General features: G+C 41.9%; 25 protein-coding genes. 23 read left to right on the top strand and 2 right to left on the bottom strand.

Annotation, left to right across the window (positions count from 1 at the left end):
* Positions 1-117 precede the first annotated feature (117 nt).
* The 8 genes from MB09_RS06555 to MB09_RS06520 all read left to right on the top strand — a co-directional run bounded on the left by MB09_RS06555 (position 118) and on the right by MB09_RS06520 (position 9351).
* Entirely contained in the window at positions 118-612 is a 495-nt protein-coding gene (locus tag MB09_RS06555; RefSeq protein WP_045080078.1) for an acetyl-CoA carboxylase biotin carboxyl carrier protein subunit, read from the top strand.
* Positions 608-2047 (top strand): acetyl-CoA carboxylase biotin carboxylase subunit, encoded by a 1440-nt coding sequence (gene accC / locus MB09_RS06550; protein WP_045080192.1) that lies wholly within the window; start codon positions 608-610, stop codon positions 2045-2047. Before MB09_RS06555 ends, accC begins: the two co-directional genes overlap by 5 nt.
* An 83-nt stretch (positions 2048-2130) precedes the next feature.
* On the top strand, positions 2131-3672 hold the full coding sequence (locus MB09_RS06545; protein ID WP_045080191.1) for an acyl-CoA carboxylase subunit beta: 1542 nt from the start codon (positions 2131-2133) through the stop codon (positions 3670-3672).
* 166 nt (positions 3673-3838) lie between these two features.
* Complete coding sequence (locus tag MB09_RS06540) at positions 3839-6361, top strand: cation-translocating P-type ATPase (RefSeq protein ID WP_045080077.1); 2523 nt, start codon at positions 3839-3841, stop codon at positions 6359-6361.
* Between the two features lie 101 nt (positions 6362-6462).
* Complete coding sequence (locus tag MB09_RS06535; RefSeq protein WP_045080076.1) at positions 6463-7041, top strand: outer membrane beta-barrel protein; 579 nt, start codon at positions 6463-6465, stop codon at positions 7039-7041.
* Positions 7042-7066: 25 nt separating this feature from the next.
* Positions 7067-8155: a DUF6544 family protein gene (locus MB09_RS06530; protein WP_045080075.1), complete on the top strand. Its 1089-nt coding sequence runs from the start codon at positions 7067-7069 to the stop codon at positions 8153-8155.
* 4 nt (positions 8156-8159) lie between these two features.
* Entirely contained in the window at positions 8160-8504 is a 345-nt protein-coding gene (locus MB09_RS06525) for a hypothetical protein (RefSeq protein ID WP_045080074.1), read from the top strand.
* Between the two features lie 82 nt (positions 8505-8586).
* Positions 8587-9351: an exodeoxyribonuclease III gene (locus MB09_RS06520; RefSeq protein WP_045080073.1), complete on the top strand. Its 765-nt coding sequence runs from the start codon at positions 8587-8589 to the stop codon at positions 9349-9351.
* Here the strand turns inward: MB09_RS06520 and MB09_RS06515 are convergent, their stop codons facing one another.
* Positions 9352-10122, bottom strand: a complete 771-nt coding sequence (locus MB09_RS06515; RefSeq protein ID WP_045080072.1) for a patatin-like phospholipase family protein — start codon at positions 10120-10122, stop codon at positions 9352-9354.
* 206 nt (positions 10123-10328) lie between these two features.
* Between MB09_RS06515 and MB09_RS06510 the strand changes: the two genes are divergently transcribed.
* From MB09_RS06510 to MB09_RS06470, 9 genes are all read left to right on the top strand, one after another.
* Positions 10329-11111, top strand: a complete 783-nt coding sequence (locus MB09_RS06510; RefSeq protein WP_045080071.1) for an MlaE family ABC transporter permease — start codon at positions 10329-10331, stop codon at positions 11109-11111.
* Positions 11112-11861, top strand: a complete 750-nt coding sequence (locus MB09_RS06505; protein WP_045080070.1) for an ABC transporter ATP-binding protein — start codon at positions 11112-11114, stop codon at positions 11859-11861. It begins immediately after the preceding gene.
* 5 nt (positions 11862-11866) lie between these two features.
* On the top strand, positions 11867-12853 hold the full coding sequence (locus MB09_RS06500; protein ID WP_045080069.1) for an MlaD family protein: 987 nt from the start codon (positions 11867-11869) through the stop codon (positions 12851-12853).
* A 55-nt stretch (positions 12854-12908) separates the two neighbouring features.
* Positions 12909-13541 carry a Crp/Fnr family transcriptional regulator gene (locus MB09_RS06495; RefSeq protein ID WP_045080190.1) on the top strand — a complete coding sequence of 211 codons (633 nt, stop codon included), beginning with the start codon at positions 12909-12911 and terminating at the stop codon, positions 13539-13541.
* 116 nt (positions 13542-13657) lie between these two features.
* Entirely contained in the window at positions 13658-14683 is a 1026-nt protein-coding gene (locus MB09_RS06490) for a c-type heme family protein (RefSeq protein ID WP_045080068.1), read from the top strand.
* Positions 14684-14686: 3 nt separating this feature from the next.
* A complete protein-coding gene (locus tag MB09_RS06485) occupies positions 14687-15268 on the top strand; it encodes a methyltransferase (protein ID WP_045080067.1) in 582 nt (193 codons plus the stop codon).
* Positions 15269-15343: 75 nt separating this feature from the next.
* Positions 15344-16156 carry a sulfite exporter TauE/SafE family protein gene (locus MB09_RS06480; protein ID WP_045080066.1) on the top strand — a complete coding sequence of 271 codons (813 nt, stop codon included), beginning with the start codon at positions 15344-15346 and terminating at the stop codon, positions 16154-16156.
* 81 nt (positions 16157-16237) lie between these two features.
* Positions 16238-16900, top strand: coding sequence for a peroxiredoxin (locus MB09_RS06475; protein ID WP_045080065.1), 663 nt, complete (start codon positions 16238-16240; stop codon positions 16898-16900).
* Positions 16901-16971: 71 nt separating this feature from the next.
* Positions 16972-18312, top strand: a complete 1341-nt coding sequence (locus MB09_RS06470) for an MBL fold metallo-hydrolase (protein WP_045080064.1) — start codon at positions 16972-16974, stop codon at positions 18310-18312.
* On the opposite strand, the gene upp is transcribed toward MB09_RS06470, so the two are convergent.
* A complete protein-coding gene (gene upp / locus MB09_RS06465; protein WP_045080063.1) occupies positions 18313-18966 on the bottom strand; it encodes a uracil phosphoribosyltransferase in 654 nt (217 codons plus the stop codon).
* 161 nt (positions 18967-19127) lie between these two features.
* On the opposite strand from upp, the gene MB09_RS06460 reads away from it, so the two are divergent.
* The 6 genes from MB09_RS06460 (at position 19128) to MB09_RS06440 (ending at position 24160) form a co-directional block, all read left to right on the top strand.
* The gene (locus MB09_RS06460) at positions 19128-20462 is read left to right on the top strand and encodes a cytochrome ubiquinol oxidase subunit I (protein ID WP_045080062.1); all 1335 of its coding nucleotides are present in this window, start codon (positions 19128-19130) and stop codon (positions 20460-20462) included.
* Positions 20463-20464: 2 nt separating this feature from the next.
* Entirely contained in the window at positions 20465-21541 is a 1077-nt protein-coding gene (gene cydB, locus MB09_RS06455) for a cytochrome d ubiquinol oxidase subunit II (RefSeq protein ID WP_045080061.1), read from the top strand.
* A 23-nt stretch (positions 21542-21564) separates the two neighbouring features.
* Positions 21565-21867 carry a hypothetical protein gene (locus MB09_RS06450; RefSeq protein WP_045080060.1) on the top strand — a complete coding sequence of 101 codons (303 nt, stop codon included), beginning with the start codon at positions 21565-21567 and terminating at the stop codon, positions 21865-21867.
* Positions 21868-22021: 154 nt separating this feature from the next.
* Entirely contained in the window at positions 22022-23479 is a 1458-nt protein-coding gene (locus tag MB09_RS06445; protein ID WP_045080059.1) for an NAD(P)/FAD-dependent oxidoreductase, read from the top strand.
* Between the two features lie 88 nt (positions 23480-23567).
* Entirely contained in the window at positions 23568-23708 is a 141-nt protein-coding gene (locus MB09_RS16145) for a hypothetical protein (protein WP_165586682.1), read from the top strand.
* 53 nt (positions 23709-23761) lie between these two features.
* Positions 23762-24160, top strand: a complete 399-nt coding sequence (locus MB09_RS06440; RefSeq protein ID WP_045080058.1) for a hypothetical protein — start codon at positions 23762-23764, stop codon at positions 24158-24160.
* Positions 24161-24235 lie beyond the last annotated feature (75 nt).

Here is a 24235-nt window from a genome sequence, read left to right as displayed (position 1 = left end):
AGTGCTTGATTTTAGCTAAAGATACCAAAAGTTGGACGGAATTTTCTAAAATCATTCCCAATTCCTTTTTGCCGAAACCTCCAACATACCTTATCTTTAACCAAAATTTTCAAATTTATGGATGAGAGCTATCGCATTAGCGTTGATGACAGTTACGAATTTCAATTGAATGCTAACGACCTTGAACAAATTGACCAGACAGAACTTTCGGGACAGAAAGTTCACCTACTCCACAACAATAAATCCTTTGCAATTGAACTTTTGAAGAGCGATTTTGTCAATAGAAAGTATCGAATAAAAGTAAACGGAAACGCTTACGAGCTAACTATTGCCACACCTTTGGACCAGCTCATTAAAGAGATGGGACTTTCTCTGGGGAATGACTCTTTTGAAGACGAAATCCACGCCCCAATGCCGGGCATTATTTTGGAAGTGAATGTTTCCGAAGGCGATGAAGTTAAACAAGGCGCTTTCCTTTGCGTTCTCGAAGCGATGAAGATGGAAAATACGCTCACGGCGCCGCGCGATGGCGTTGTAAAATCGGTAACGATTGCCAAAGGCGAAACGGTCGATAAAGGAAAATTGCTAATTGAATTGGAAAAAAATGATTAAGAAAATATTGGTCGCCAATCGAGGCGAAATTGCTTTGCGAATCATGAAAACCGCCCGAAACATGGGCATTAAAACGGTTGCCGTTTTTTCGGAAGCAGATAGAAATGCGCCCCACGTAAAGTTTGCAGATGAAGCCGTTTGCATAGGCCCGCCACCTTCCAACGAATCGTATCTTTTAGGCGATAAAATCATAAAGGTTGCAAAGGAATTGAACGTGGATGCCATCCATCCCGGCTACGGATTTTTAAGTGAAAATGCCGAATTCGGTGAAAGTGTCGAAAAAAGCGGAATGATTTTCATCGGCCCAAAATCGCATGCCATCCGTATTATGGGAAGCAAGCTTGCCGCCAAGGACGCCGTGAAAAAATACGATATACCAATGGTTCCCGGCACCGATGAGGCCATTACGGATGTTGCCGCAGCAAAGGAAATCGCAAAGGAAATTGGTTTCCCAATTCTCATAAAAGCGTCCGCTGGCGGTGGCGGAAAAGGAATGCGCATCGTTGAAAATTCCAAAGAATTTGAGGACCAAATGAAACGCGCCATCAGCGAGGCCGAAAATGCTTTCGGCGACGGCTCCGTCTTTATTGAAAAATTTGTCACATCGCCGCGGCACATCGAAATCCAGGTTTTGGCTGATAATTTTGGCAACACCGTCCATCTTTTTGAGCGGGAATGCAGCATTCAGCGTCGTCACCAAAAAGTAGTAGAGGAAGCGCCTTCCTCTGTTTTGACGCCGGAACTGCGCAACCAAATGGGCGAGGCTGCCGTGAAAGTCGCAAAAGCCTGCGATTATGTGGGCGCGGGCACGGTGGAATTTCTTTTGGACGACAAACACAATTTCTACTTCCTCGAAATGAACACCCGCCTACAAGTGGAGCATCCCGTTACCGAACTCATTACCGACCTCGATTTGGTGGAACAACAGATAAATGTTGCCAATAATGAAAAACTTTCCTTTTCGCAGGATGATTTAAAAATCACGGGCCACGCTTTTGAACTTCGCGTATATGCCGAAGACCCACTGAACAACTTTATGCCAAGCGTTGGAAAGTTGGAAGTGTATCGTCCGCCAAGCGGAAAAAACATTCGCGTGGACGATGGTTTTACCGAAGGAATGCAGGTGCCAATCCAATACGATCCCATGCTTTCAAAATTGATAACCTACGGAAAAACCCGAAACGAGGCAATGCAGCGAATGCTGGAAGCCATTTCGGAATACGATGTTGAAGGCGTGAGCACCACGCTTCCTTTCGGAAAATTTGTCTTTGAGCACGAAGCCTTCCGTTGCGGAAATTTCGACACCAATTTTGTGAAGAAATATTGGTCCGAAGAAAAGCTGAAAGCCGTCCATGAAGAGGAGGCCAAAGTGGCGGCGCTATTCGCATTAAAACACTATTTAAAAGATTCAGAAATACTTCGTATGCCGAAGTAAATTCTTTGCGCCCTCTGCGTCTCTGCGGTGCAATTTATTACCGCAAAGGCGCAGAGTTCGCAGAGGCTTCAATTATCACAAATATGACCGACAACAATAAAAAACTGCAAGCAATCCTTTCCGAAGCCAAAAAAGGCGGCGGCGAAAAACGAATTGCAAAGCAGCACGAAAAGAAAAAACTCACCGCCCGCGAACGTGTGGAATATCTTCTAGACGAAGGCTCTTTTGAGGAAATGGGCATCCTCGTAACCCACCGCACGACCGATTTTGATATGCAAAACGAAGTATATTACGGCGATGGGGTGGTTACGGGCTATGGCACTATCAATGGTCGTTTGGTGTATGTTTTCGCACAGGATTTTACGGTTTTTGGCGGCGCCCTTTCCGAAACCCACGCGGAGAAAATCTGTAAAATAATGGACCACGCCGTGAGCGTTGGTGCGCCTGTGATTGGCTTGAACGATTCCGGTGGCGCGCGAATTCAGGAAGGCGTTCGGTCTTTGGGTGGCTACGCCGATATCTTTTACAGAAACGTACAGGCTTCTGGTGTAATCCCGCAGATTTCGGCAATTATGGGGCCTTGTGCCGGCGGCGCGGTGTATTCCCCTGCGATGACCGATTTCACTTTGATGGTGCAGGACAGCAGTTATATGTTCGTTACGGGACCCAATGTGGTGAAAACCGTTACCAATGAAAACGTTACTTCCGAAGAACTGGGCGGTGCGCGGACCCACGCCACCAAAAGTGGGGTGACACATTTCACGGCGGCGAATGATATAGTGTGTTTGGAACAGATAAAAACCCTGCTCAGCTATCTTCCGCAGAACAATAAATCCGTAACTGAAAAACTGCCTTTTGAAGCTGCCGATGAGTTTCGGGAGGAACTGGAAACCATCGTGCCAGATTCCGCAAACAAACCTTACGATATGCACGAGGTAATCAAAGGAATTATTGATGCTGATTCGTTTTTCGAAGTGCATAAGGATTATGCAGATAATATTATAGTTGGTTTTGCGCGATTGGGCGGCAGAAGCATTGGCATCGTTGCAAACCAACCGATGAGTTTGGCGGGCGTTTTGGATGTTGACAGTTCCAAAAAAGGTGCACGGTTTACGCGTTTCTGCGATTGTTTCAACATTCCGCTATTGGTTTTGGTGGACGTGCCGGGTTTTCTGCCGGGCACCGATCAGGAATGGAACGGCATTATTCTGAACGGCGCAAAATTACTTTATGCTTTAAGTGAAGCCACCGTGCCACGGGTTACTGTAATTACCAGGAAAGCTTACGGTGGTGCTTATGACGTGATGAACAGCAAGCACATTGGCGCCGATATGAACTACGCGTGGCCAACGGCTGAAATTGCCGTGATGGGCGCAAAGGGCGCCAGTGAGATTATTTTCAGAAAGGAAATTGCCGAGGCTGCCAATCCCGAACTAAAACTTTCGGAAAAGGAAGCGAAATACGCCGAAAAATTTGCCAATCCCTTTAAGGCCGCACAGCGCGGATTTATCGATGAGGTAATCCAGCCCCGCGAAACGCGCAGAAAACTGCTGAAAGCTTTTGCGATGCTGGAAACGAAAGATGTTCCACGACCAAACCGAAAGCATGGGAATATCCCTTTGTAATTTTTTTTAGTGATATTTATGTCCTGTCGAGCCTGCCTATCTACGGAGAACAGGCAGCCGCAGTCGAGACCTCGTTTTGGGAAATTTTCTTTTTTTAATGATGGTTGTCATAAATGAATGGGTTGGAAATTCATAATTTTAATGATTAACCAAGCCCGTTCCAAAAATGCCCATAACCAACTTCAACATAAAAGGCCTGACCGATGCCGAGGTCTTGGCTTCGCGGAAAAAATTCGGCAGCAATGTTCTCGAATCAAAAAAGAAGAACCACTTTCTTGAGGCTATAAAAGGCTTGGTAAAGGAACCGATGGTCATTTTACTGCTGGTCGCCGCAACGCTCTATTTTTTCACCGGAAATACGGGTGACGGTATTTTCCTCGCCGCCGCCATTCTTTTGGTCGCTGCCATTTCACTTTATCAGGATGCTAAAACCCATAACGCCCTCGAAAAACTAAAGGAGCTCTCCCAACCGCACTGCAAGGTAATCCGCAATGGGGAAGTCATCGAAATAATGAGCCAAGAAGTCGTCGTGGGAGATTTTTTGATGGTGGAGGAAGGGTCAACTATTGTGGCCGATGGCGTTATCGTCCATTCCAATGACTTTTCGGTAAATGAGTCCATTTTAACGGGGGAATCCTTTTCTGTTGAAAAAGATGCAAATTCCGCAGACAACAAAATTTATATGGGCACCCAAGTGGGGGGCGGGCTTGCCATTGCCGAAATAACCGCGATAGGCAACCAAACCAAAGTTGGGAAAATAGGGAAGAGCATAGAGGATATTTCTTCCGAAAAATCGACGCTGGAACTCCAGATAAACAATTTCGTAAAAAAGATGGTAATCGCCGGAGCGGTGGTTTTTCTTTTGGTTTGGGGCATCAATTACTACAATTCCGAAGACGTTTTGGACAGCCTGTTAAAGGCGCTTACCCTTGCCATGAGCATCTTACCCGAGGAAATCCCGGTTGCCTTTACCACCTTTATGGCCATTGGCGCGTGGCGGCTGATGAATATGGGCGTAATCGTAAAACAGATGAAAACCGTGGAATCCCTGGGTAGTGCCACGATAATCTGTGTGGATAAGACGGGAACGATTACGGAGAACAAAATGCGGCTCGATAAAATTTTCACGCTGGAGACCGATAAGGTCACTTCGGTAAGAGAAGAGCTTTCCGCCAGTGAAAAGGAACTTATAATCACCGCCATGTGGGCCAGCGAGCCCATTCCTTTTGACACTATGGAGCAATCGCTTCACAGTTTTTATGAAAGGATTGCTGAAAACGATGAAAGACCCAATTTCAAAATGGTCCACGAATATCCTCTGGGAGGCAAACCCACGATGATGACCCATATTTTTGAAAATGACAGAGGCGATAGAATCATCGCTGCCAAAGGCGCGCCCGAAGCTTTGATGGCGGTGTCAAATTTAAGTGATAGTGAAAAGGAAATTTTAAAAAAGACAATAACGGATCTGGCAGCCCAGGGTTATCGGGTTTTGGGTGTGGGTATTTCAAAATTTGAAGGAACTGACTGGCCAAAAAAGCAACAGCATTTCAAGTTTGAATTTAAGGGGCTCGTCGCTTTTTACGATCCGCCGAAAGGGAATATTTCAAAAGTATTCCAGGATTTTTACAATGCGGGCATTGCGGTTAAAATTATCACTGGCGATATTGCCGAAACCACTGCGGCCATTGCCAAAAAGGTAAATTTCAGGGGCTTTGGGGAAGTTATTTCAGGCGATGACCTTGTAGACCTGAACGGTTCGGAACTGGCAAGAATCACTTCGGAAAAAAATATTTTCGCGCGGATGTTTCCCGAAGCGAAACTTAAAATAATCAACGCCCTGAAAGCACAGGGCCACATTGTGGCGATGACGGGCGATGGCGTAAACGACGGCCCGGCGCTAAAAGCCGCAAATATCGGGGTGGCAATGGGGAAGAAGGGCACCGAAATAGCCAAACAATCCGCCTCGCTTATCCTTGTGGACGACGACCTTTCCAAAATGGTGGAGGCCGTGGCGATGGGCAGAAAAATCTATTCCAACCTAAAAAAGGCCATTCAGTATATCATTTCCATCCACATTCCTATCATCCTTACCGTTTTTATCCCTTTGGTCTTGGGCTGGGTCTATCCCAATATCTTCACGCCCGTACACGTTATTTTGTTGGAATTGATAATGGGCCCAACCTGCTCGATAGTTTATGAAAACGAACCGCTGGAAAAGGATTCCATGCTCCAAAAACCACGGCCTTTTTCCAGCACCTTTTTTAATTGGAGCGAACTTTTCACCAGTATTATCCAAGGATTGGCGATTACGGCCGGCGTACTTGCGGTATATCAAATTGCTGTAGGCAATGGCGCAAATGAAGCGATAACCCGAACTATGGTATATACCGCGCTCATAACCGCAAACATTGTGCTGACCTTTGTAAACCGCTCTTTTATCTACTCCATCTTTACCACATTCAAATATAAAAACAACTTGGTGCCAATCATAGTGGGCATTACCGTGGGCATTACCCTGTTGCTCCTTTTTGTACCGCCCTTCACTAAGTTTTTTCAATTTGAAAGACTTGATATAAACCAGCTCGGCATCAGTGTTGGGATCGGGATGTTGAGTGTGTTGTGGTTTGAAATCGTGAAATGGTGGAAACGCAAACAAATTTCAAAAACAGCTATTTCCTCTTCTTAATCAGATTTAAGTTATTGATAAACAATAATTAACTGATTTTTGTCATAGTAAAAAACTGCTTTCCAATGTAAATTTGAGTGTTTCACGAAAACGTAAACATTATGAAAAAGTTCAATTTTTTGTTTGTTGCCACCATGCTGCTGTTTTCAATTGGCGCGGAAGCACAGGAAAAATGGTCGTTGGAATTCAGGCCTGGACTTAATTTTCCCACTGGTGACGTGGGCAATACCGACACTAAAATTGGCTTTGGTTTCGAACTTACGGGAGCCTATAAAATTATGCCCCATTTAGCAGCTTATGGGGGTTGGGGCTTAAACGAGTTTAAAGGTGAGGATAGTTTTTTATTGGAGGATATTACCTTAAAGGAAATGGGATACACATTCGGTTTTCAAATCATAAAACCTATCGGCACTTCCGCATTTTCTTACTTGGCAAGGGCTGGAGCGGTTTACAATCATATAGAAATTGAAAATAACAGTGGCAGTATTGCCGCCGACACTGGCCACGGATTTGGTTGGCAAATTGCTGCAGGAGTAGATTATGAGTTTGCCCCCAACCTCGCACTGCGCCCCATGCTTCGCTACCGTTCGCTTTCTAGGGATATAACGATTGAAAATACTTCAACTGAATTAAAACTGAATTATATCTCATTTGGAATTGGTTTGGCTTGGGATTTTTAAGACTGAACTCACAAAAGCATTTTAAATGAAAATTGCATTCTTCATTCTTCTTTTACTCCACGGCCTTATTCATTTAATGGGCTTTTTAAAGGCTTTTGACTTCGCCGAAATTCCACAATTGTCACAAAATTTCTCAAAACCGCAAGGTCTTTTATGGCTCGCGGTCGCTTTGACTTTTATAACGATAGGAATTCTATTTCTGTTGAAAAACAATCTTTGGTTTTGGATTGCTATAGCCGCTGTAGTAGTATCTCAGGTTTTGATTATTGTGAATTGGCAGGACGCCAAATTTGGTACTATCGCCAATTTGATCGTTCTTATTGTAGCCCTTCTGACAATGGCGAACTGGAATTTTGAATGGGAATTTAAAAAAGAAGTTTCCCAATCTTTTGAAAGCGTGAACATTTCCGAAGAAATAATCTCTGAAGCCGATATTGCCCAGCTTCCTATTCTGGTTCAGAACTACCTGAAATACGTCGGTGCAATCGGTAAACCTAAAATAAAAACTGCAAGAGCTATTTTTAAAGGGGAAATGCGGGAAAAGGGAAAGGATTGGTTCGCGTTCACTTCGGAACAGTATAATTTTTTTGAAGATCCCACGCGCTTGTTTTTTATGAAAGCCAATTTCAAAGGCTTGCCCACCCAGGGTTACCATCGGTATAAAGAGGGAAAGGCATCGATGCTCATAAAACTGCTGTCCGTTTTTCCTGTGGTAAATATCGCGGAACCCGAAATGTTCAAGACCGAGACCGTCACTTTTTTTAACGATATGTGCCTTTTTGCGCCAGCAGCCTTGATTGACAAACGTATCGAGTGGCACACCTTGGATAATAATTCGGTAAAGGCTGTTTTCCATAATGGAGAAGTTTCAGTATCGGCGATTTTGAAATTCGACGAGAGTGGGCGATTGATCAATTTTATTTCGGAAGACAGGGTGGATGTGAATTCCAACCAAAACGTCCCGTTTTCAACCCCGGTTACCGAATACGGTACGGTCAATGGCTATAAACTGCCCGTTGCTGCCGATGCCGTTTGGCACTTTCCCGATGGCGATTTTGTTTACGGAAAATTCTATTTACAGGATGTTCAGTATAATTTGAAAATTTCAGATTAGGAAAATGGCCTATTCAAAAAACAAGAAACTGCTGTTTATAAAAAGCCTCCACACGGTTGTTTGGCTGTTTTTTAATGTGGTGATTTTCTATCTTTTATACGCCGCCATCGCCAATAAAATTGACAAATGGGTCTGGATCTGCATAGCCATTGTTTTGTTGGAAGGCTTGGTTTTGCTGGCTTTTAGAATGTTTTGTCCGCTTACGATTATTGCCCGAAAGTACTCTGACTCCTCCAAGGCCAACTTCGATATTTTCCTTCCCAATTGGTTGGCGAAATACAATAAATTGATTTATACTACCATTTTTGGTATTGCGGTGATTATTGTAATTTATAGATGTGTCGCTTAAGTTGTGCAATTGCGAATATTTCACAGGTATATAATTGCAATTTCTCTCCACCTTTCAGATATTTACAAAAAGAACAGATGCTATGAAAATAATCTCGTGGAACATCAACGGCGTAAGGGCGATAACCAAAAAGGATTTCTTTGGGGATTTTTCAAAAATGGATCCAGATATTATCTGCTTTCAGGAAACCAAGGCCCAGGATGACGAGGTAAAAACGGCTTTGTCCAAAATCACCCACTATCACCAATATTACAATTCGGCAGAGCGGAAAGGCTATTCTGGTGTTGCGGTCTTGAGCAAAAAGGAACCCTTGGCAGTTACGTACGATATGGGCGTTGCGGAACACGACAACGAAGGCCGGGTAATCTGTTTGGAATTTGAGACCTTCTTTTTGGTCAATGTATATGTTCCCAATTCTGGGCAACAACTGGAAAGGCTGGATTATAGAAAGACTTGGGATGACGACTTCCGAAGCTATCTTATAAATTTGAAAAAATCAAAGCCTGTAATTCTTTGCGGCGATTTAAATGTTGCCCACCGCCCCATTGACCTTAAAAATGACAAGGCCAATTACAACAAAACGGCCGGTTATACCCAAATTGAAATTGACGGAATGGACAATTTGCTCAACGCAGGTTTTGTGGATACCTATCGGCATTTCCATCCGGATAGCGTAGCCTACACCTACTGGAGCTATCGGTTTAAGGCTCGGGAGCGCAATAGTGGGTGGCGCATAGATTATTTTTTGGTAAGTGAACCCTTGCTCGAAAAAATAAAAAATGTAGCAATATTATCGGAATATTATGGCTCCGACCACTGCCCAATCCAACTTGAAATTGAATTGTAGTCAATTCTTAAATAGGTTTTCGTTTTCCTTTAAAGCGGTCATCGCTTCAGAATACCCCATTTCAAAAATAGCATCCGTATTGCTCATACCGAATATGGCAAAGCCTCCCACATCTTTGGGCGCAATAACCAAATCGCATTCGGGGAATTTTCTTATAGAATCTGAAACCGCCCTGATTTTAAGTGCCCTATCGGCAACATTATAGGAATGATTCAAATCCTTGATGCTGATTTTCTGTAGGGAGTTGATATACACCCCAATAATTGTATCGCAGTGTTGCTTTAGCGGCTCCACGGGAAAGTTATTCAGTATTCCCCCATCTATATAGTACGAACCATTAATCTCGGTTGGGGTAAAAACACCCGGAAAGGAAGCGGAAGCTATAACCGGTTTTATAAGCTGCCCTTTGCTGAAAATTTTTAAATTTCCCGAAATCACATTGGTCGCGGTTATAAAGAGCGATTTTTCAAGGGCGTCAAAATTATCCCTCGGAAAAAACACCTTTAGGTCGTCATAAAACTTTTCGGTATCCAAAAACCCCGGTTTGGTGAAAGCAAATCTTTTGGTGGTAAAAATTGAAACGGTTTTAAAGAATTTTAATATTTCAGACCAATGGACCCCCGCCGAATACAGCGCTCCCACAATGGCGCCCACACTGGTGCCCGAAACGTGGGTGGGTGAAATGCCGTGCTCCTCCAATGCCTTTAATACCCCGATATGCGCGGCGCCCCTTGCTCCGCCACCGGAAAGGACTAAACCAAGATTCGTCATTGTTCTAAATTTTGATAACAAATTTGTAAAAATTAAAGCAAATAAACCCTGACCAAAGTCATAATCGAGCTCAAAATTGATAGTTAAATTTGGATGGTATCTGTTTGCTAAGAATAAGATTTTGAATCTGTTAATTAAATTTATTGCTGATGTTTGTCATAGTTATTCCCTATCCTTAGGATTATCTTTGGGTTTCCCTGTTGTATATGAAAAAAGAAAACTCCCTTATAACCCGCACAAAATCGTTTTTCGCCGAAATTGGCGATATGACCTTATTTGCCGGCCGTTTTTTTCGGGAATTGTTCAGTCCGCCATTTGAATTTAGGGAATTGATACGTCAATGCTACAATATGGGCATCCGCTCCCTGTTTTTGGTAATGGTGACGGGTTTTATTTTGGGCTTGGTCTTTACGCTTCAATCGCGGCCCACTTTGACCGATCTTGGCGCGGCCTCGTGGATGCCATCCATGATCAGTATTTCCATAGTGCGGGAAATCGGCCCGGTAATAATCGCCTTGATCTGCGCGGGAAGGATTGGCTCCGGAATAGGTGCGGAACTCGGCTCCATGCGTGTAACCGAGCAGATAGACGCTATGGAGGTCTCGGGCACCAATCCGTTCAAATATTTGGTGGTTACCAGAATATTGGCGGTTACCTTAATGTTGCCCTTGCTCGTAATTGCGGGAGATACCGTCGCATTATTCGGATCTGCGATAATTGAGAATTTAAAGGGAGATGTTTCCTATACGCTTTATTTTAATAAGGTTTTTGACGCCTTAAGCTTTAGCGATGTGCTTCCCGCAACCGTCAAGACCGTATTCTTTGGCTTTGCCATCGGCCTGATGGGTACCTACAAAGGCTACAATTGTTCCAAAGGTACCGTGGGGGTAGGGGAAGCCTCAAATTCAGCGGTAGTTTATTCCTCAATGTTATTATTTATAATAGATTTTATTGCCGTATTTGTTTCGGATATATTTTTTGAAGTTTAAATGAAAAAAGAAAACCAAACACCAGTCCTTGAGTTAAAAGATATCCATAAGAGCTTTGGCGAAAACCATGTGCTCAAAGGTTTCAATCTTCAACTTTTTAAAGGGGAAAACCTGGTGATTATGGGCAAGTCTGGATCGGGGAAATCGGTTATGGTCAAGTGTATTGTGGGCTTGATCCAGCCCGATAGTGGAAGCATTACCATTAACGGTCACGACATCATCACCATGGGCCAAAGGGAATTGGATTTTCTGCGGACTCAAATCGGTTTCCTCTTTCAGGGCAGTGCTTTGTACGACTCAATGACCGTTCGGGAAAACTTGGAGTTTCCGTTACGAAGACACAAAGATAAAATTGAGGATTTTAAAAGTACGGAACAATCCGTACAAGATGCGCTAAAAAGCGTGGGACTGCTGCACACCATCGATTTGATGCCTTCCGAACTTTCCGGCGGAATGCAACGTAGGGTAGCACTGGCACGGGCGCTAATTTTAAAACCCAAAATAATAATGTACGATGAGCCCACAACGGGCTTGGACCCCATTACGGCAAACGAGATTATCCAGCTTATGCGAAGCATCCAAAAAGAGTATAACACCTCCTCCCTCATTATCACCCACGATGTGGATTGCGCAAGGGTAATATCGAATAGAATAATATTATTGGTAGATGGAATCAACTATGCCGAGGGTACTTATGATGAACTGTCAAATTCCAGCGATCCCCAAACCCGGGCATTCTTTAAAAACTAAAAATTATGGCTAAATCAACTTCCCAAAAAATAAAAGTCGGTCTTTTCGTAGTGGTGGGCACCGCCATTCTTATTGCGGCGCTTTATTCCATCGGCAACCGACAGCATATTTTCAGCAAAAACATTGCGCTCTACGCTACCTTTGGGAACGTAAATGGTTTGATTATAGGCAACAACGTGCGTTACTCCGGTATAAACGTGGGCACCGTAAGCAAGATTGAAATGATCGAGGAGGGAAGCATCACCATCCAAATGATGATTGAGGAAAAAACGGCAAGATTCATTAAAACCGATGCTATTGCTTCCATCGGTTCCGATGGCTTGGTGGGAAGCATGGTCGTGAACATTATTCCAGGGAAAGTTGCCAGTGCCAAACCCGTAATTTCCGGCGATACCATCCAGTCTTACAGCAAGATTGGCGCCGACGATATGCTCTCCACCCTGAACACCACCAATGAAAACGCCGCCTTGCTCACCGCCGATCTGTTGAAGATTACCAATAAAATCCTTGAGGGCAAAGGCACTTTGGGCGCCTTGGTAACCGATACCTTGCTGGCCCAGGATTTAAGGCAGACGGTAATTGAACTCAAACAAACCGCTGCGGGTACTTCCACGGCGGTTGCGCGCATTAACGCCCTTATTTCAAAAGTCAATTATGATGAAAGTGCGGCGGCCGTGCTTTTGAGCGATACGGTTTCTGCCAACCAAATAAGGGGCGTATTCAGCAATCTTGAAAAATCGAGCGAGGACATTAATGAAATAACCCAAAATCTCGATGCCTATCTCTCCGAAATAAAATCGGGAAAAGGTGCTTTGAATTACATTACGCAAGATGAGGTTTTGGTCAAGAATATCGATTCCACGATGCTGGATATAAAAGAAGCTGCCGAGAAATTGAATGAAAATATGGAAGCGCTGCGGCACAATTTCCTTTTCCGCGGTTATTTCAGAAAACTGGAGCGACAGGAAAGGCGGGAAGCCAGGAAAAATTAATTTTAAATTCGGTATTTTCGTAAGTCAAAAAAAAAACCAACCAAACAAAGTGATAATGCTCGATAATTTAAAGGAAAACTTCTCCCATATTTTTGAGGACGCCCTAATTGATGAAATTGGCCAAGTAGGTGTTTTAAAGGAAGTAAAGGAAGGCGAAAAGGTAATTGAGATTGGCGATTACGTACGCTCCATACCCTTGCTCCTCAAGGGGGCCATAAAAATTTTAAGGGAAGACGACGACGGGGACGAACTGCTGCTCTATTTTTTGGAGCGCGGCGATACCTGTGCCATGACCCTAACCTGTTGTTTGGGGCAGACCAAAAGCGAGATCCGAGCCATCGCAGAGCTCGACACCACTTTGATTATGATACCCATCCAAAAAATGGAGGAGTGGACGGGCAAGTATAAAAGTTGGCGCAACTTCGTTTTTCAAAGTTACCACGCCCGCCTTACCGAAATGCTTGAAACCATTGACAGCATCGCATTTTACAATATGGACGAGCGCTTGGTGAAATACCTTCAAAACAAAAAAAAGGTAACCAATGATTCCCTGATCAATTCCACGCATCAGGAAATTGCGTATGAGCTTCACACCTCGCGCGTGGTGGTGTCGCGTTTGTTGAAGAAGCTGGAATCCATGGGGAAAATCGAACTTAACCGAAATAGCATTAAAATAGTTTCTCTTTAAATTTTTGAGTAATACCTAATCATTTCATTTTAAAAAGTTTGAAGTGTAACTTTTGTTACTGCCAAGCGTGAAGTTTCCCTTTATTTTTGAATTGTCCACAACTTTATACTCAAAATATGAAACTTTTAGCCACATTATTTTTGATCAGTTTATTCACAGCCTGCAATACCAATCCCCGCAGCGAATATTTAGCGATTGCCGAAAATGCAGAAAACTTAATACTTACAAGCCCTCAGGAACATCCCGGCAAGAAATTGATGGAAAACAACTGTTACGTTTGCCACAATCCAAAAATTTCGGAAGAAGCGATGATTGCCCCGCCTATGATAGCGGTAAAGATGCATTATATTTCGGAAAACACTTCAAAGGAAGCGTTTGTGGAAAATTTCGTCAATTTCTTAAAAAATCCTTCCGAGGAAAAATCAAAAATGCCCGGCGCGGTCAAGAAATTTGGCTTAATGCCCTATCAATTCTATCCAGAGGAGACTATCAAGCAAATTGCAGATTATATGTTTGATAATGATATAGAAGAGCCCGAATGGTTTGATGCCCACTACAAGCAAATGCACGGCGACCGACCGCAGATGAAGGGCCGAATGGGTCGCGGAATGGGAAATGGTAAAGGAATGGGTAAAAACCAAAATACAAATGCGCAACCTTCCGTGAAGGAACGCGGCATGCAAATGGCCCAGACCACCAAAGCCGAATTGGGAAAGAACCTGATGGGCCAAATCCAGAAAAACGGGGTTATTGCCGCCCTAGACTTTTGTAATGTTCAGGCTTTGCCCATAACAGACAGTATGGCTACCGTCCATAAAGCATATATTAAGCGCGTTACGGATAAACCGAGAAACCCAAAAAATAAAGCCAATGCCGCAGAGCTACAATATCTTGAAAACTTCAAAAAACAAGTGGCTGCCGGAGGCGAGGTAAACCCGATTGTGGTTGATTTGGGCAAGGAAACAGAATTTTATTACCCCATCGTTACCAATTCCATGTGCTTAAAATGTCACGGCACGCCCGGAAAGGAACTGGAAACCCTTACTTTGTCCAAGATACAGGAACTGTACCCAATGGATAAGGCTACTGGCTACGGCGAAAATGAAGTGCGCGGCATTTGGAGTATCCGTTTTGAAAATTAGCATATGAATTATTACGAAACCTTTTGGAACCACAAATACCTCAGTGGTGAAACGGGCTGGGATATTGGCTGCGTTTCTAAGCCAATAAAGGAATACATCGACCAACTTTCAGATAAAAATTTAAAGATTTTGATCCCTGGTGGCGGTAATTCCTATGAGGCGGAATACCTTTTTGAAAACGGTTTCAACAATGTTTTTGTGGTGGATATTTCATCAATTCCCTTAAAAAATCTTGTGGAACGCATCCCGTCATTTCCTAAGGAAAACCTTTTGCACGCCGACTTTTTTGAATTGGAGGACACCTTCGACCTGATTTTGGAACAGACTTTTTTTTGTGCGCTGGAACCATCACTTCGTGAAGAATATGTAAATAAAATGCACAAACTGCTCAAGCCAAATGGCAAGTTGGTAGGATTACTTTTCAATATTCCCTTAAATGATGACAAACCTCCTTTCGGGGGAAATAAAACAGAGTATCTCTCCCTTTTTAAAGAAAAATTTAAAATAGAGACAATGGAGGTCGCTTATAATTCAATTCCACAAAGAGCGGGAAATGAACTGTTTTTTATGCTTTCAAAAAAATAGGGCATAGCCACATTGTAACCGATGTTACTTGATACCTCAATTAAACCAGCTATTTTTGACCCTTAACCCGTAATTATGGCATTAATAGAAATCCTTGGATATATAAGCGCATTGTTTATAGGTTTATCCTTGGGCATTATTGGCGGCGGGGGTTCTATTTTGGCAGTACCGGTTTTGGCTTATTTATTTTCGGTAGATGAAAAATCTGCGACCGCTTACTCACTGTTCATTGTCGGAACCAGCGCATTGGTTGGTGGAATAAAGCAATATTTCAAAGGCTATGTAGATTTGCGGACTGCAATTGTATTTGGTTTTCCGGCAATTATCGGGGTTACATTGGTAAGGCATTATTTAGTGCCCGCTTTGCCGGATGTATTATTGACCATAGGCCAATTCCAACTCACCCGAAGAATGGGGATGTTTGGTCTTTTCGCACTTTTAATGATTCCCGCTGCCTTTTCCATGCTAAATGGAAAAAAAAATCTAACCAAAAAAACTACTGGAAAAGTAAAGTACAACTATCCTTTAATATTGATTGAGGGATTGATTTTAGGCGCCGTAACAGGTATCATTGGTGCGGGTGGTGGCTTTTTGATAATACCTGCCCTGGTTCTTTTGGCCAATGTAGAGATGAAGGTGGCCGTAGGGACTTCACTCATTATTATTGCGCTAAATTCATTGATTGGTTTTTTTCTGGGCGATGCCCTGGTACGACAGATAGATTGGAATTTTCTATTGACCATCACAACAATATCACTGATAGGTATTTTCATCGGTAGCTATCTCGGGAATTTTATCGATGGAAAAAAACTGAAAAAGGCTTTTGGCTATTTTATTTTTGTAATGGCCATCTTCATCTTCTATATGGAATTTATAGTCAAACAGTAGTGTAACTTATGTTACTGTACACAAATTCATTATAGCTTAATTTTATCTAAAATTTAAAAAGAATAGTTAAAATTAATTATTATGGAAACAACTTCAGAATTACAACAAGTAAACACAATGCCGAGAATAGGAGATAACGCACCAGATTTTGAGGCAGTTACAACAAAAGGAAAAATAAAGTTCTCAGACTTTGCCAAGGACAAATGGGTAGTGATGTTTTCGCATCCAGCCGATTTTACACCTGTCTGCACCACCGAAATGAGTGGTTTCGCACAGCGAAAGGGTGAGTTTGACGCACTCAACACAGAGCTTTTAGGTTTGAGTATAGATAGCATACACGCACATTTGGGCTGGGTTCAAAATGTAAGGGAAAATACAGGCGTATATTTTGATTTCCCAATCATTGCAGATTTGGATATGAAGGTTTCAAAACTATACGGGATGCTTCAACCCAATGAAAGTGAAACAGCTGCCGTACGCGCGGTATTTTTTATCGATCCCAATAAGAAAATACGCTTAATAATGTACTATCCATTAAATGTGGGTAGAAATATGGATGAAATTTTACGTGCGCTGAATGCCCTTCAAACATCAGATAAATATGGCGTGGCAATGCCCTTGGATTGGAAAAAAGGGGATAAGGTAATTGTAGGGCCCCCAAAAACATTGGATGAGCTTAATGAAAGATTGGCAGACGATTCGTTGGAAAAAGTAGATTGGTATTTGGCGAAGAAAAGTATTTAAGCACTTAAAAAAATCAGCCTTGGGGTTTTGTCCCCAAGGCTGATTTTTATTATATTTAAATAAAAAGGATTATGAAAATTAAACAATTTGAATACGAACCTCTTTCACATTTTTCATACGCCATTATCAGCGATGGCAAAATGGCTTTGGTAGATCCCGAAAGAAACCCAATCCAGTATTACAAATACGCCGAAGAAAACAATGCCAAGATAGTTGCGGTATTTGAAACCCACCCTCACGCCGATTTTGTGAGTTCACACCTTCAAATTCACAATGAAACTGGTGCAAAACTATATTGCAGTGAGAAAACGGGCGCTGATTACCCACACGTCTCTTTTGACGATGGCGATGAGGTTAAAATGGGCAATACCACTTTTAGGGCTATAAATACCCCGGGCCATTCGCCCGATAGCGTTACCATTGTTGCCACGGAAGAAAACAAGACCGCCCTTTTTACGGGAGATACCCTTTTTGTGGGCGATGTGGGCCGCCCAGACCTGCGCGAAAAGGCCGGCCATATGAAGGCCAAACGCGAGGAACTTGCAAAAATGATGTATGATACCATTCAAAACAAATTCACCGACCTGCCGGACATCGCCTATGTTTATCCAGCCCATGGCGCAGGCTCGCTCTGCGGAAAAGGGATGAGCGAGGACGCCTCCTCAAGTACGCTGGGCAACGAACGCATTGGCAATTGGGCATTCAAAAAACAGACAGAGGAGCAGTTTGTAAACCATTTGCTGGATTCCCAACCTTTTATCCCGCATTATTTTGGGTATAATGTGGACGTAAACAAAAACGGCGCAAAAAACCTGCGGACTGCATTGGGCGGTATTTCATTTAAGGTGAATGTTGAAAAGGTCGAAAATGGTGCCCTGATTATTGATATTCGCGATGAGGAAGATTTTAAGAAAAACCATTTGCCGGGCAGTATAAATATTATGGCTACTTCCGACACATCAAAGTTTGAAACCTGGTTGGGGTCTATTGTACGGCCCGTTGAGAAATTCCATTTGGTTGTCGATTCCATTGAAAATGCTGAAAAAATTCTTCACCGTACGGCTAAGATTGGTTATGAAGCCAATGTGAAAACAGTATTTACCCTCGGGAGTGCCAGTTTTGAAAAATCGGCTGCTTTCAATTTGGAGGATTTCAAAAAGAATACAGAAAAGTACACCATTGTTGATATCCGTAATGAAAGTGAGGTATCCGAAGAGAAATTCTTTGACAAAGCCATTGCTATTCCACTACATCAATTGCGCGAGAAAGCAGATGAAATTCCTACCGACAAACCCATAGTGGTACATTGTGCAGGAGGATACCGCAGCGCTGCCGGCAGCAGTATTCTGGAGAAAGAGTTAAAGATTGAAAAAGTTTATGATCTAAGCGACGATGTTGAGGATTTTAAATAATCACAGTTTCACACCAAACGCCAAATCGCCAGCATCGCCCAAGCCAGGCAGAATATAGCCTCGGCTGTTTAGTTTTTCATCTACGGCTGCTATCCAAAGATGTGTATTTTCGGGAAATTTATCCTGGATATAAGCTATTCCCGGTTTGGCGCCGATGATGGATAGAATATGGATTTGCTTTGGCGTTCCGTGACTTTTAAAGGCTTTAAGTACGTTTTCCAACGTTTTTCCCGTTGCCAGCATCGGGTCGGTCAATATCAAGGTTTTTCCCTCAATGGAGGGCGATGCCAGATAATTTACTACCACTTCAAAGGCATCATCGCCATCCGCGTGGTGCCGGAATGCAGAGATGTAGGCGTTTTCGGCCTTGTCAAAAAAACTTATAACCCCCGTATGGAGGGGCAGGGCCGCCCGTAAAATGGAACAAACTACTATATCTGTTTCGGGTACTTTCATTTCCTTTTCCCCCAACGGCGTTTTTACCACTTCCGTTTTATAGTGCAGTGTTTTGCTCATTTCATAACTGAGAATTTCCCCAATACGCTCAATATTTTTCCGAAAGCGCATGGAATCCTTTTGAATGGAAACATCGCGCATTTCCAGAACAAATTGGTTGAGAACAGAATTTTCGTTGCTGAAGTCGTGGACTATCATGGTTTTAAATAGATTGGTATTTTCTGAGGTTCAAAATATGGATAATTTAGATAAAGGTAGAAAAAGGAGCAGCATATTTTACAAACTGTAACAAAAGTTGCATTATAAAGAAGCTGCATCTTTTATCTTTGTTTAGATTTTCACCATCAATTTTCTGAAGTATGGAAGATATGCTCTTTTATGATAGAATGCAATTTGCATTTACTATCACTTTCCACTATTTATTTCCACAATTGACCATGGGATTGTCTTTAATGATTGTCTATTTTAAATGGAAATTCCTAAGAACCAAAATTGATAAATACAACGATGCCGCGAAATTTTGGATGAAGATTTTCGCACTTAATTTTGCAATGGGTGTTGTTACCGGAATTCCAATGGAATTTCAATTTGGAACCAATTGGGCAAAGTTTTCAGAGCTTACAGGGGGTATTATAGGGCAGACCCTTGCAATGGAGGGGATGTTTTCCTTTTTCCTTGAATCTTCGTTTTTGGGATTGTTCCTTTTTGGAGAAAAATTAATGGGTCAAAAGCTCCATTTCCTAACGGGATTTCTAGTGTTTTTAGGGTCTTGGGCTAGTGGTTATTTAATTATAGCTACCCATTCTTGGATGCAACATCCGGTAGGTTATGAAATTTTAGAGAATGGAAAATTTGTGCTTAACAATTTTGGGGCTCTGTTTTCCAACCCTTGGTTGCTGCCTTCTTATTTGCACAATCAATTGGCTTCAGTTATTACAGCATCTTTTGTAGTGGCAGCCATAGGCGCATTCTATCTGTTAAGCAATAAACATAGTGAATTCGGAAAACTTTTCGTAAAAACTGGAGTGATTTTTGGTTTGATTTCTAGTGTTTTGGTGGCTTTTCCCACAGGAGATTGGACCGCTAAGAATGTTGTAAAACATCAACCTGTAACTTTCGCGGCTATGGAAGGAATTTTTGAAACAGAAGATAAAGGTTCTGAAATTATTTTAATTGGTCAGCCAGATACGGAAAATAAAAAACTCGACAACAAAATTGCCGTTCCAAATGTGTTGAGCTTTTTAACTTATCAGCGATGGGATGCTAAAATAAAAGGCTTGAATGAATTTGATGAAAGTATATACCCCACTAACATTCCTGGATTGTATTATTCATATCATATTATGGTTGGCTTGGGTACAATTTTTATTGCTTTAATGCTTCTTGCAAGCATTCAATTGCTCCGAAAGAAACTCTATAAAACCAAATGGATTTTATGGTCTCTGATGTTTATGTTGCCATTTCCATATATAGCGAACACTACAGGGTGGTACACCGCAGAATTGGGTAGGCAACCTTGGTTGGTTTATAATCTCTTGCGAACTGCTGATGGCATTTCGCCAACCGTCTCATCGGGAAACACATTATTCACCTTGCTTGGTTTTATTGGTCTTTATTTGTTATTGGGATTGCTATTTTTAATGCTAGCAGGAAAAATCATCAATAAAGGGCCTGAAACCACAAAACAAATCTAACTATGGAATTATTTTGGTATATCGTTTTAATGACAATGTTGACCATCTATGTTATTTTGGATGGTTATGATTTTGGTGCAGGCATCATCCATTTGTTTTTTGCCAAAACCGAAAAGGATAAAAAAGCTATTACAAGCGCAATTGGCCCATTCTGGGATGCCAACGAAGTTTGGCTTATTGCTGCTGGAGGTGTGTTGTTTTTTGCTTTTCCCACTTTATACGCATCATCATTTAGTGGCTTTTACTTACCGTTGGTTATGATTTTATGGCTCCTCATTTTTAGGGCAATTGGTCTGGAACTACGTGGGCAGATCCATAACAAAATGTGGGAAACTATATGGGATAAAGCTTTTGGAATTGCAAGTTTGCTATTGGCTCTTTTTTTTGGAATTGCTTTGGGAAATGTAGTTAGGGGCGTGAATTTAGGAATGGTAACCGATGGTGTTTCTGAACACGAACCCCATTATTTCTTTTTACCACTTTGGAATTCATCCTTTAGCCCCCATGCAGAACATTTAGGTATCATTGATTGGTTTACGCTGCTATTGGGGGTGGTAGGGGTAGTGGCATTAACCATTCACGGAGCAAATTGGATTATCTTCAAAACCAATTCCGATTTAAATCAAAAGCTAAAAAAAGTAATCTTTAATTTAAATTTTGTGATGTTGGCTTTGGTAGTAATTTCTTTATTTAGCTGGCATATCATTGAACCAAAACCTTTTCATAACTTTATAGAACGCCCATGGCTTTGGATTTTCCCACTCATTGCTTTCACGGGACTTTTCGGTTTGTTTAAAGTGAAATCCTTCAAGAAGGATGGCGTGGGTTTTTTGTTTTCTTCCTTGTTTCTATTTGGCGGATTAACCACTACCGTGGCCTCAATATTCCCAAAAGTATTGCCTTCAACCAATGATGTAAATCCTTCCTTAACGCTTTATAATGTTGCTGCGCATGAATATGGATTGTCAGTTGGTGTATATTGGTTTGTAATTGCTGCCATTTTAGTGGCTGTTTATATGTTTGTTCAGTACCGTATTTTTAAAGGGAAGATGGGCGATGTGGGCTATGGGGAACATTAACAGTGTTCTGAAATACATTTATTATGACAGATACACTCATTGCAATTATCAGCATTTTTGTTGGCATTATTGGAGCTAATGTATATGGCACCATTAAGAAAAAATATACAATGGGATTTACAGCAAATACCATCGCAGGAATTTTCGGCAGTATTTTCTTTATTAAAATATTTGGAAAACTTGGTTTTGATCCTATTTCAATAATGGAATCTGGAGGCGTAAATGTTGTTTTGTTTGCAATTAATATGGCGGTATCACTATTAGGCGCTGTTATCGGTTTGATTGCTGTCAAGATTATAAGAAACGGACTTGATAAAAAGCTTTAATGGAGAAGTTTTTTCTGCTGTGTAACAAAAGTTACTGTTTTTTCAAATAAATAAAATCAATTTTGAAGAGTCTAATTGTCTCAATTTTATATGATTAAAATCATTTTAGGGTTTTATTCATTGATGTAAATTAGACATTTAAAATCTTCGAAAAATGTCAAAAATCGTAATATTGGGTGCAGGAATCTCGGGTCACGTAGCTGCCTCACACCTTCGCAGAAAACTGGACAAGACCCACGAAGTAATCGTGGTTTCGCCCAATAGCAATTATCAGTGGATTCCCTCAAACATCTGGGTGGGCATTGGCCGAATGAAATCAAAGGAAATACTTTTTCCGCTTGCACCTTTATATAAAAAGAAAGGAATTGGTTTTAAGCAGGCGAAAGTTACCTCCTTTTATCCCGAAGGCGATAGCGAAACTGAAAATCCGTTTGTGGTGGCTGAATATGTTTCTGAAGAAAAAAGAGGCCAAACCGAAAGAATAACTTACGATTACCTGATAAACGCCACAGGTCCCAAACTCAATTTTGAGGCTACTGAAGGATTGAATCCCGGAACAAACAAAACGTATTCGGTTTGTACCTATACCCATGCAGACCACGCCAACGAAGGTTTACAGGCCCTAATTGCTGAAATGAAAAAGGGTAAAGAGACAAAAATTGTTATCGGCACAGGCCACGCAAAGGCTACCTGCCAAGGTGCTGCCTTTGAATATATATTGAATGTGGAACAGGAGCTTCGCCGTCAAAAGGTTCGCGACAAAGCTAAAATCACTTGGATTTCCAACGAATATGAATTGGGAGACTTTGGAATGGACGGTATGTTGCTAAGCTACGGCAGCAACATTATGAAATCGCACGAAATGGTCGAGATGGTTTTTGAAGATCGCAATATCGATTGGATTCTGGGCGCTGGCGTAAATAAAATTGAAGACGGACTTGCACATTATGAAACTTTGACCGGGGAATATAAAACCATTGAATACGATTTTGCGATGCTGATTCCATCCTTTTCGGGCCACGGATTCAAGGCTTTCGATAAAGACAATAACGACATTACGGAGAAACTTTTTAAAGGGTTTATGATAGTGGATGCAGACTACGCGCCAAAACCTTATGAGGATTGGACCGTACAGGATTGGCCCGAAACTTATCAAAACCCAAGCTATAAAAATATTTTTGCTCCGGGCATTGCTTTTGCGCCACCGCATAGCATTTCCAAGCCCCGCAAAAGTCCAAATGGCACCGAAATCTTTCCAGCGCCACCAAGAACGGGGATGCCCTCTGGAATTACGGCCAAATTGGTTGCAGACAATATTATAGACAGTATAAAAAACAATACGGAATCCTTGCACCACAAAGGCTCTATGGGCAATATGGGCGCGGCCTGTATCGCCTCAGCGGGCTTTGGGATCACAAAGGGCAGTGGGGTTAGTATCACTACCTTTCCAATTGTGCCAGATTACAAAAAATATCCAGATACCATGGGCAGAAAACTGGGAAAAACCTTTGGAGAAATCGGGTTGGCAGGCCATTGGCTGAAACTGATGCTGCACTATGCCTTTATTTACAAGGCCAAAATGAAACCTTTTTGGTATTTAATTCCTGAATAATTAGGCATTAGGCAGTAGTTAGTAAAGTGAGAATCATAGGTAGTATTCAAGAACCAATAATAATAGTAATAAAAATAAATAATAAGAAATGACACAGAGAATATCAAAATTCAAACGTTTTGTGATGATGAACCCCATCATCCAATTTTTTAAGTTTATTTTTTTAAGCATTAAAGTATTGCTCATTGTGGCCGGAGGTCATGGGGGTACGCGTGAAGTTCACAAGTAATCTTATTTCTATGCGCCTACTTTTCATAATTATTGACTAATTTTACCTTTTGAATGAAATCACTGTTTGCCATATCATTTTCCTTGCTTGTCGTTTTTCAAAGCGTAGGTTTTGGCATGCAAGATATTTTTCTGCTTGGGCGCTTGGTTCAGCACGCTGAATACCACTCTAAAAATTACGGCGACGATTTCTTCAATTTCGTTGAAAAACACTACGGCTCCTTAAAAATGGAGCACCAGAAAAATCACAATGAGGAAGACGAGGAGCATGAAGAATTACCTTTTCAGCATATTTCCTGCCACCATCTTTCAACAGATGTGGTGCTGGTTCCTTTTGAAATTTCTATTGTAAAGGTGGAAATACATGCACGGCAATCGCACACCTTCCACTATCAAAATCTATACTCCTCACTTGAAAAATTCTCAATTTTTCAGCCACCTAAGTTTGCATAACTAAATAGGCCTTTCTTGGAAATAATTATTTCCAATTTCTTCTAGAGGCCACCATTTATCGCTTTAAAAGCGGTC

It is taken from the genome of Aequorivita vladivostokensis (assembly GCF_000952855.1).
Taxonomy (GTDB): Bacteria; Bacteroidota; Bacteroidia; order Flavobacteriales; family Flavobacteriaceae; genus Aequorivita; species Aequorivita vladivostokensis.
The sequence above is the reverse complement of the archived record's forward strand: the minus strand, read 5'-3'. Positions and strand labels throughout refer to the sequence as shown.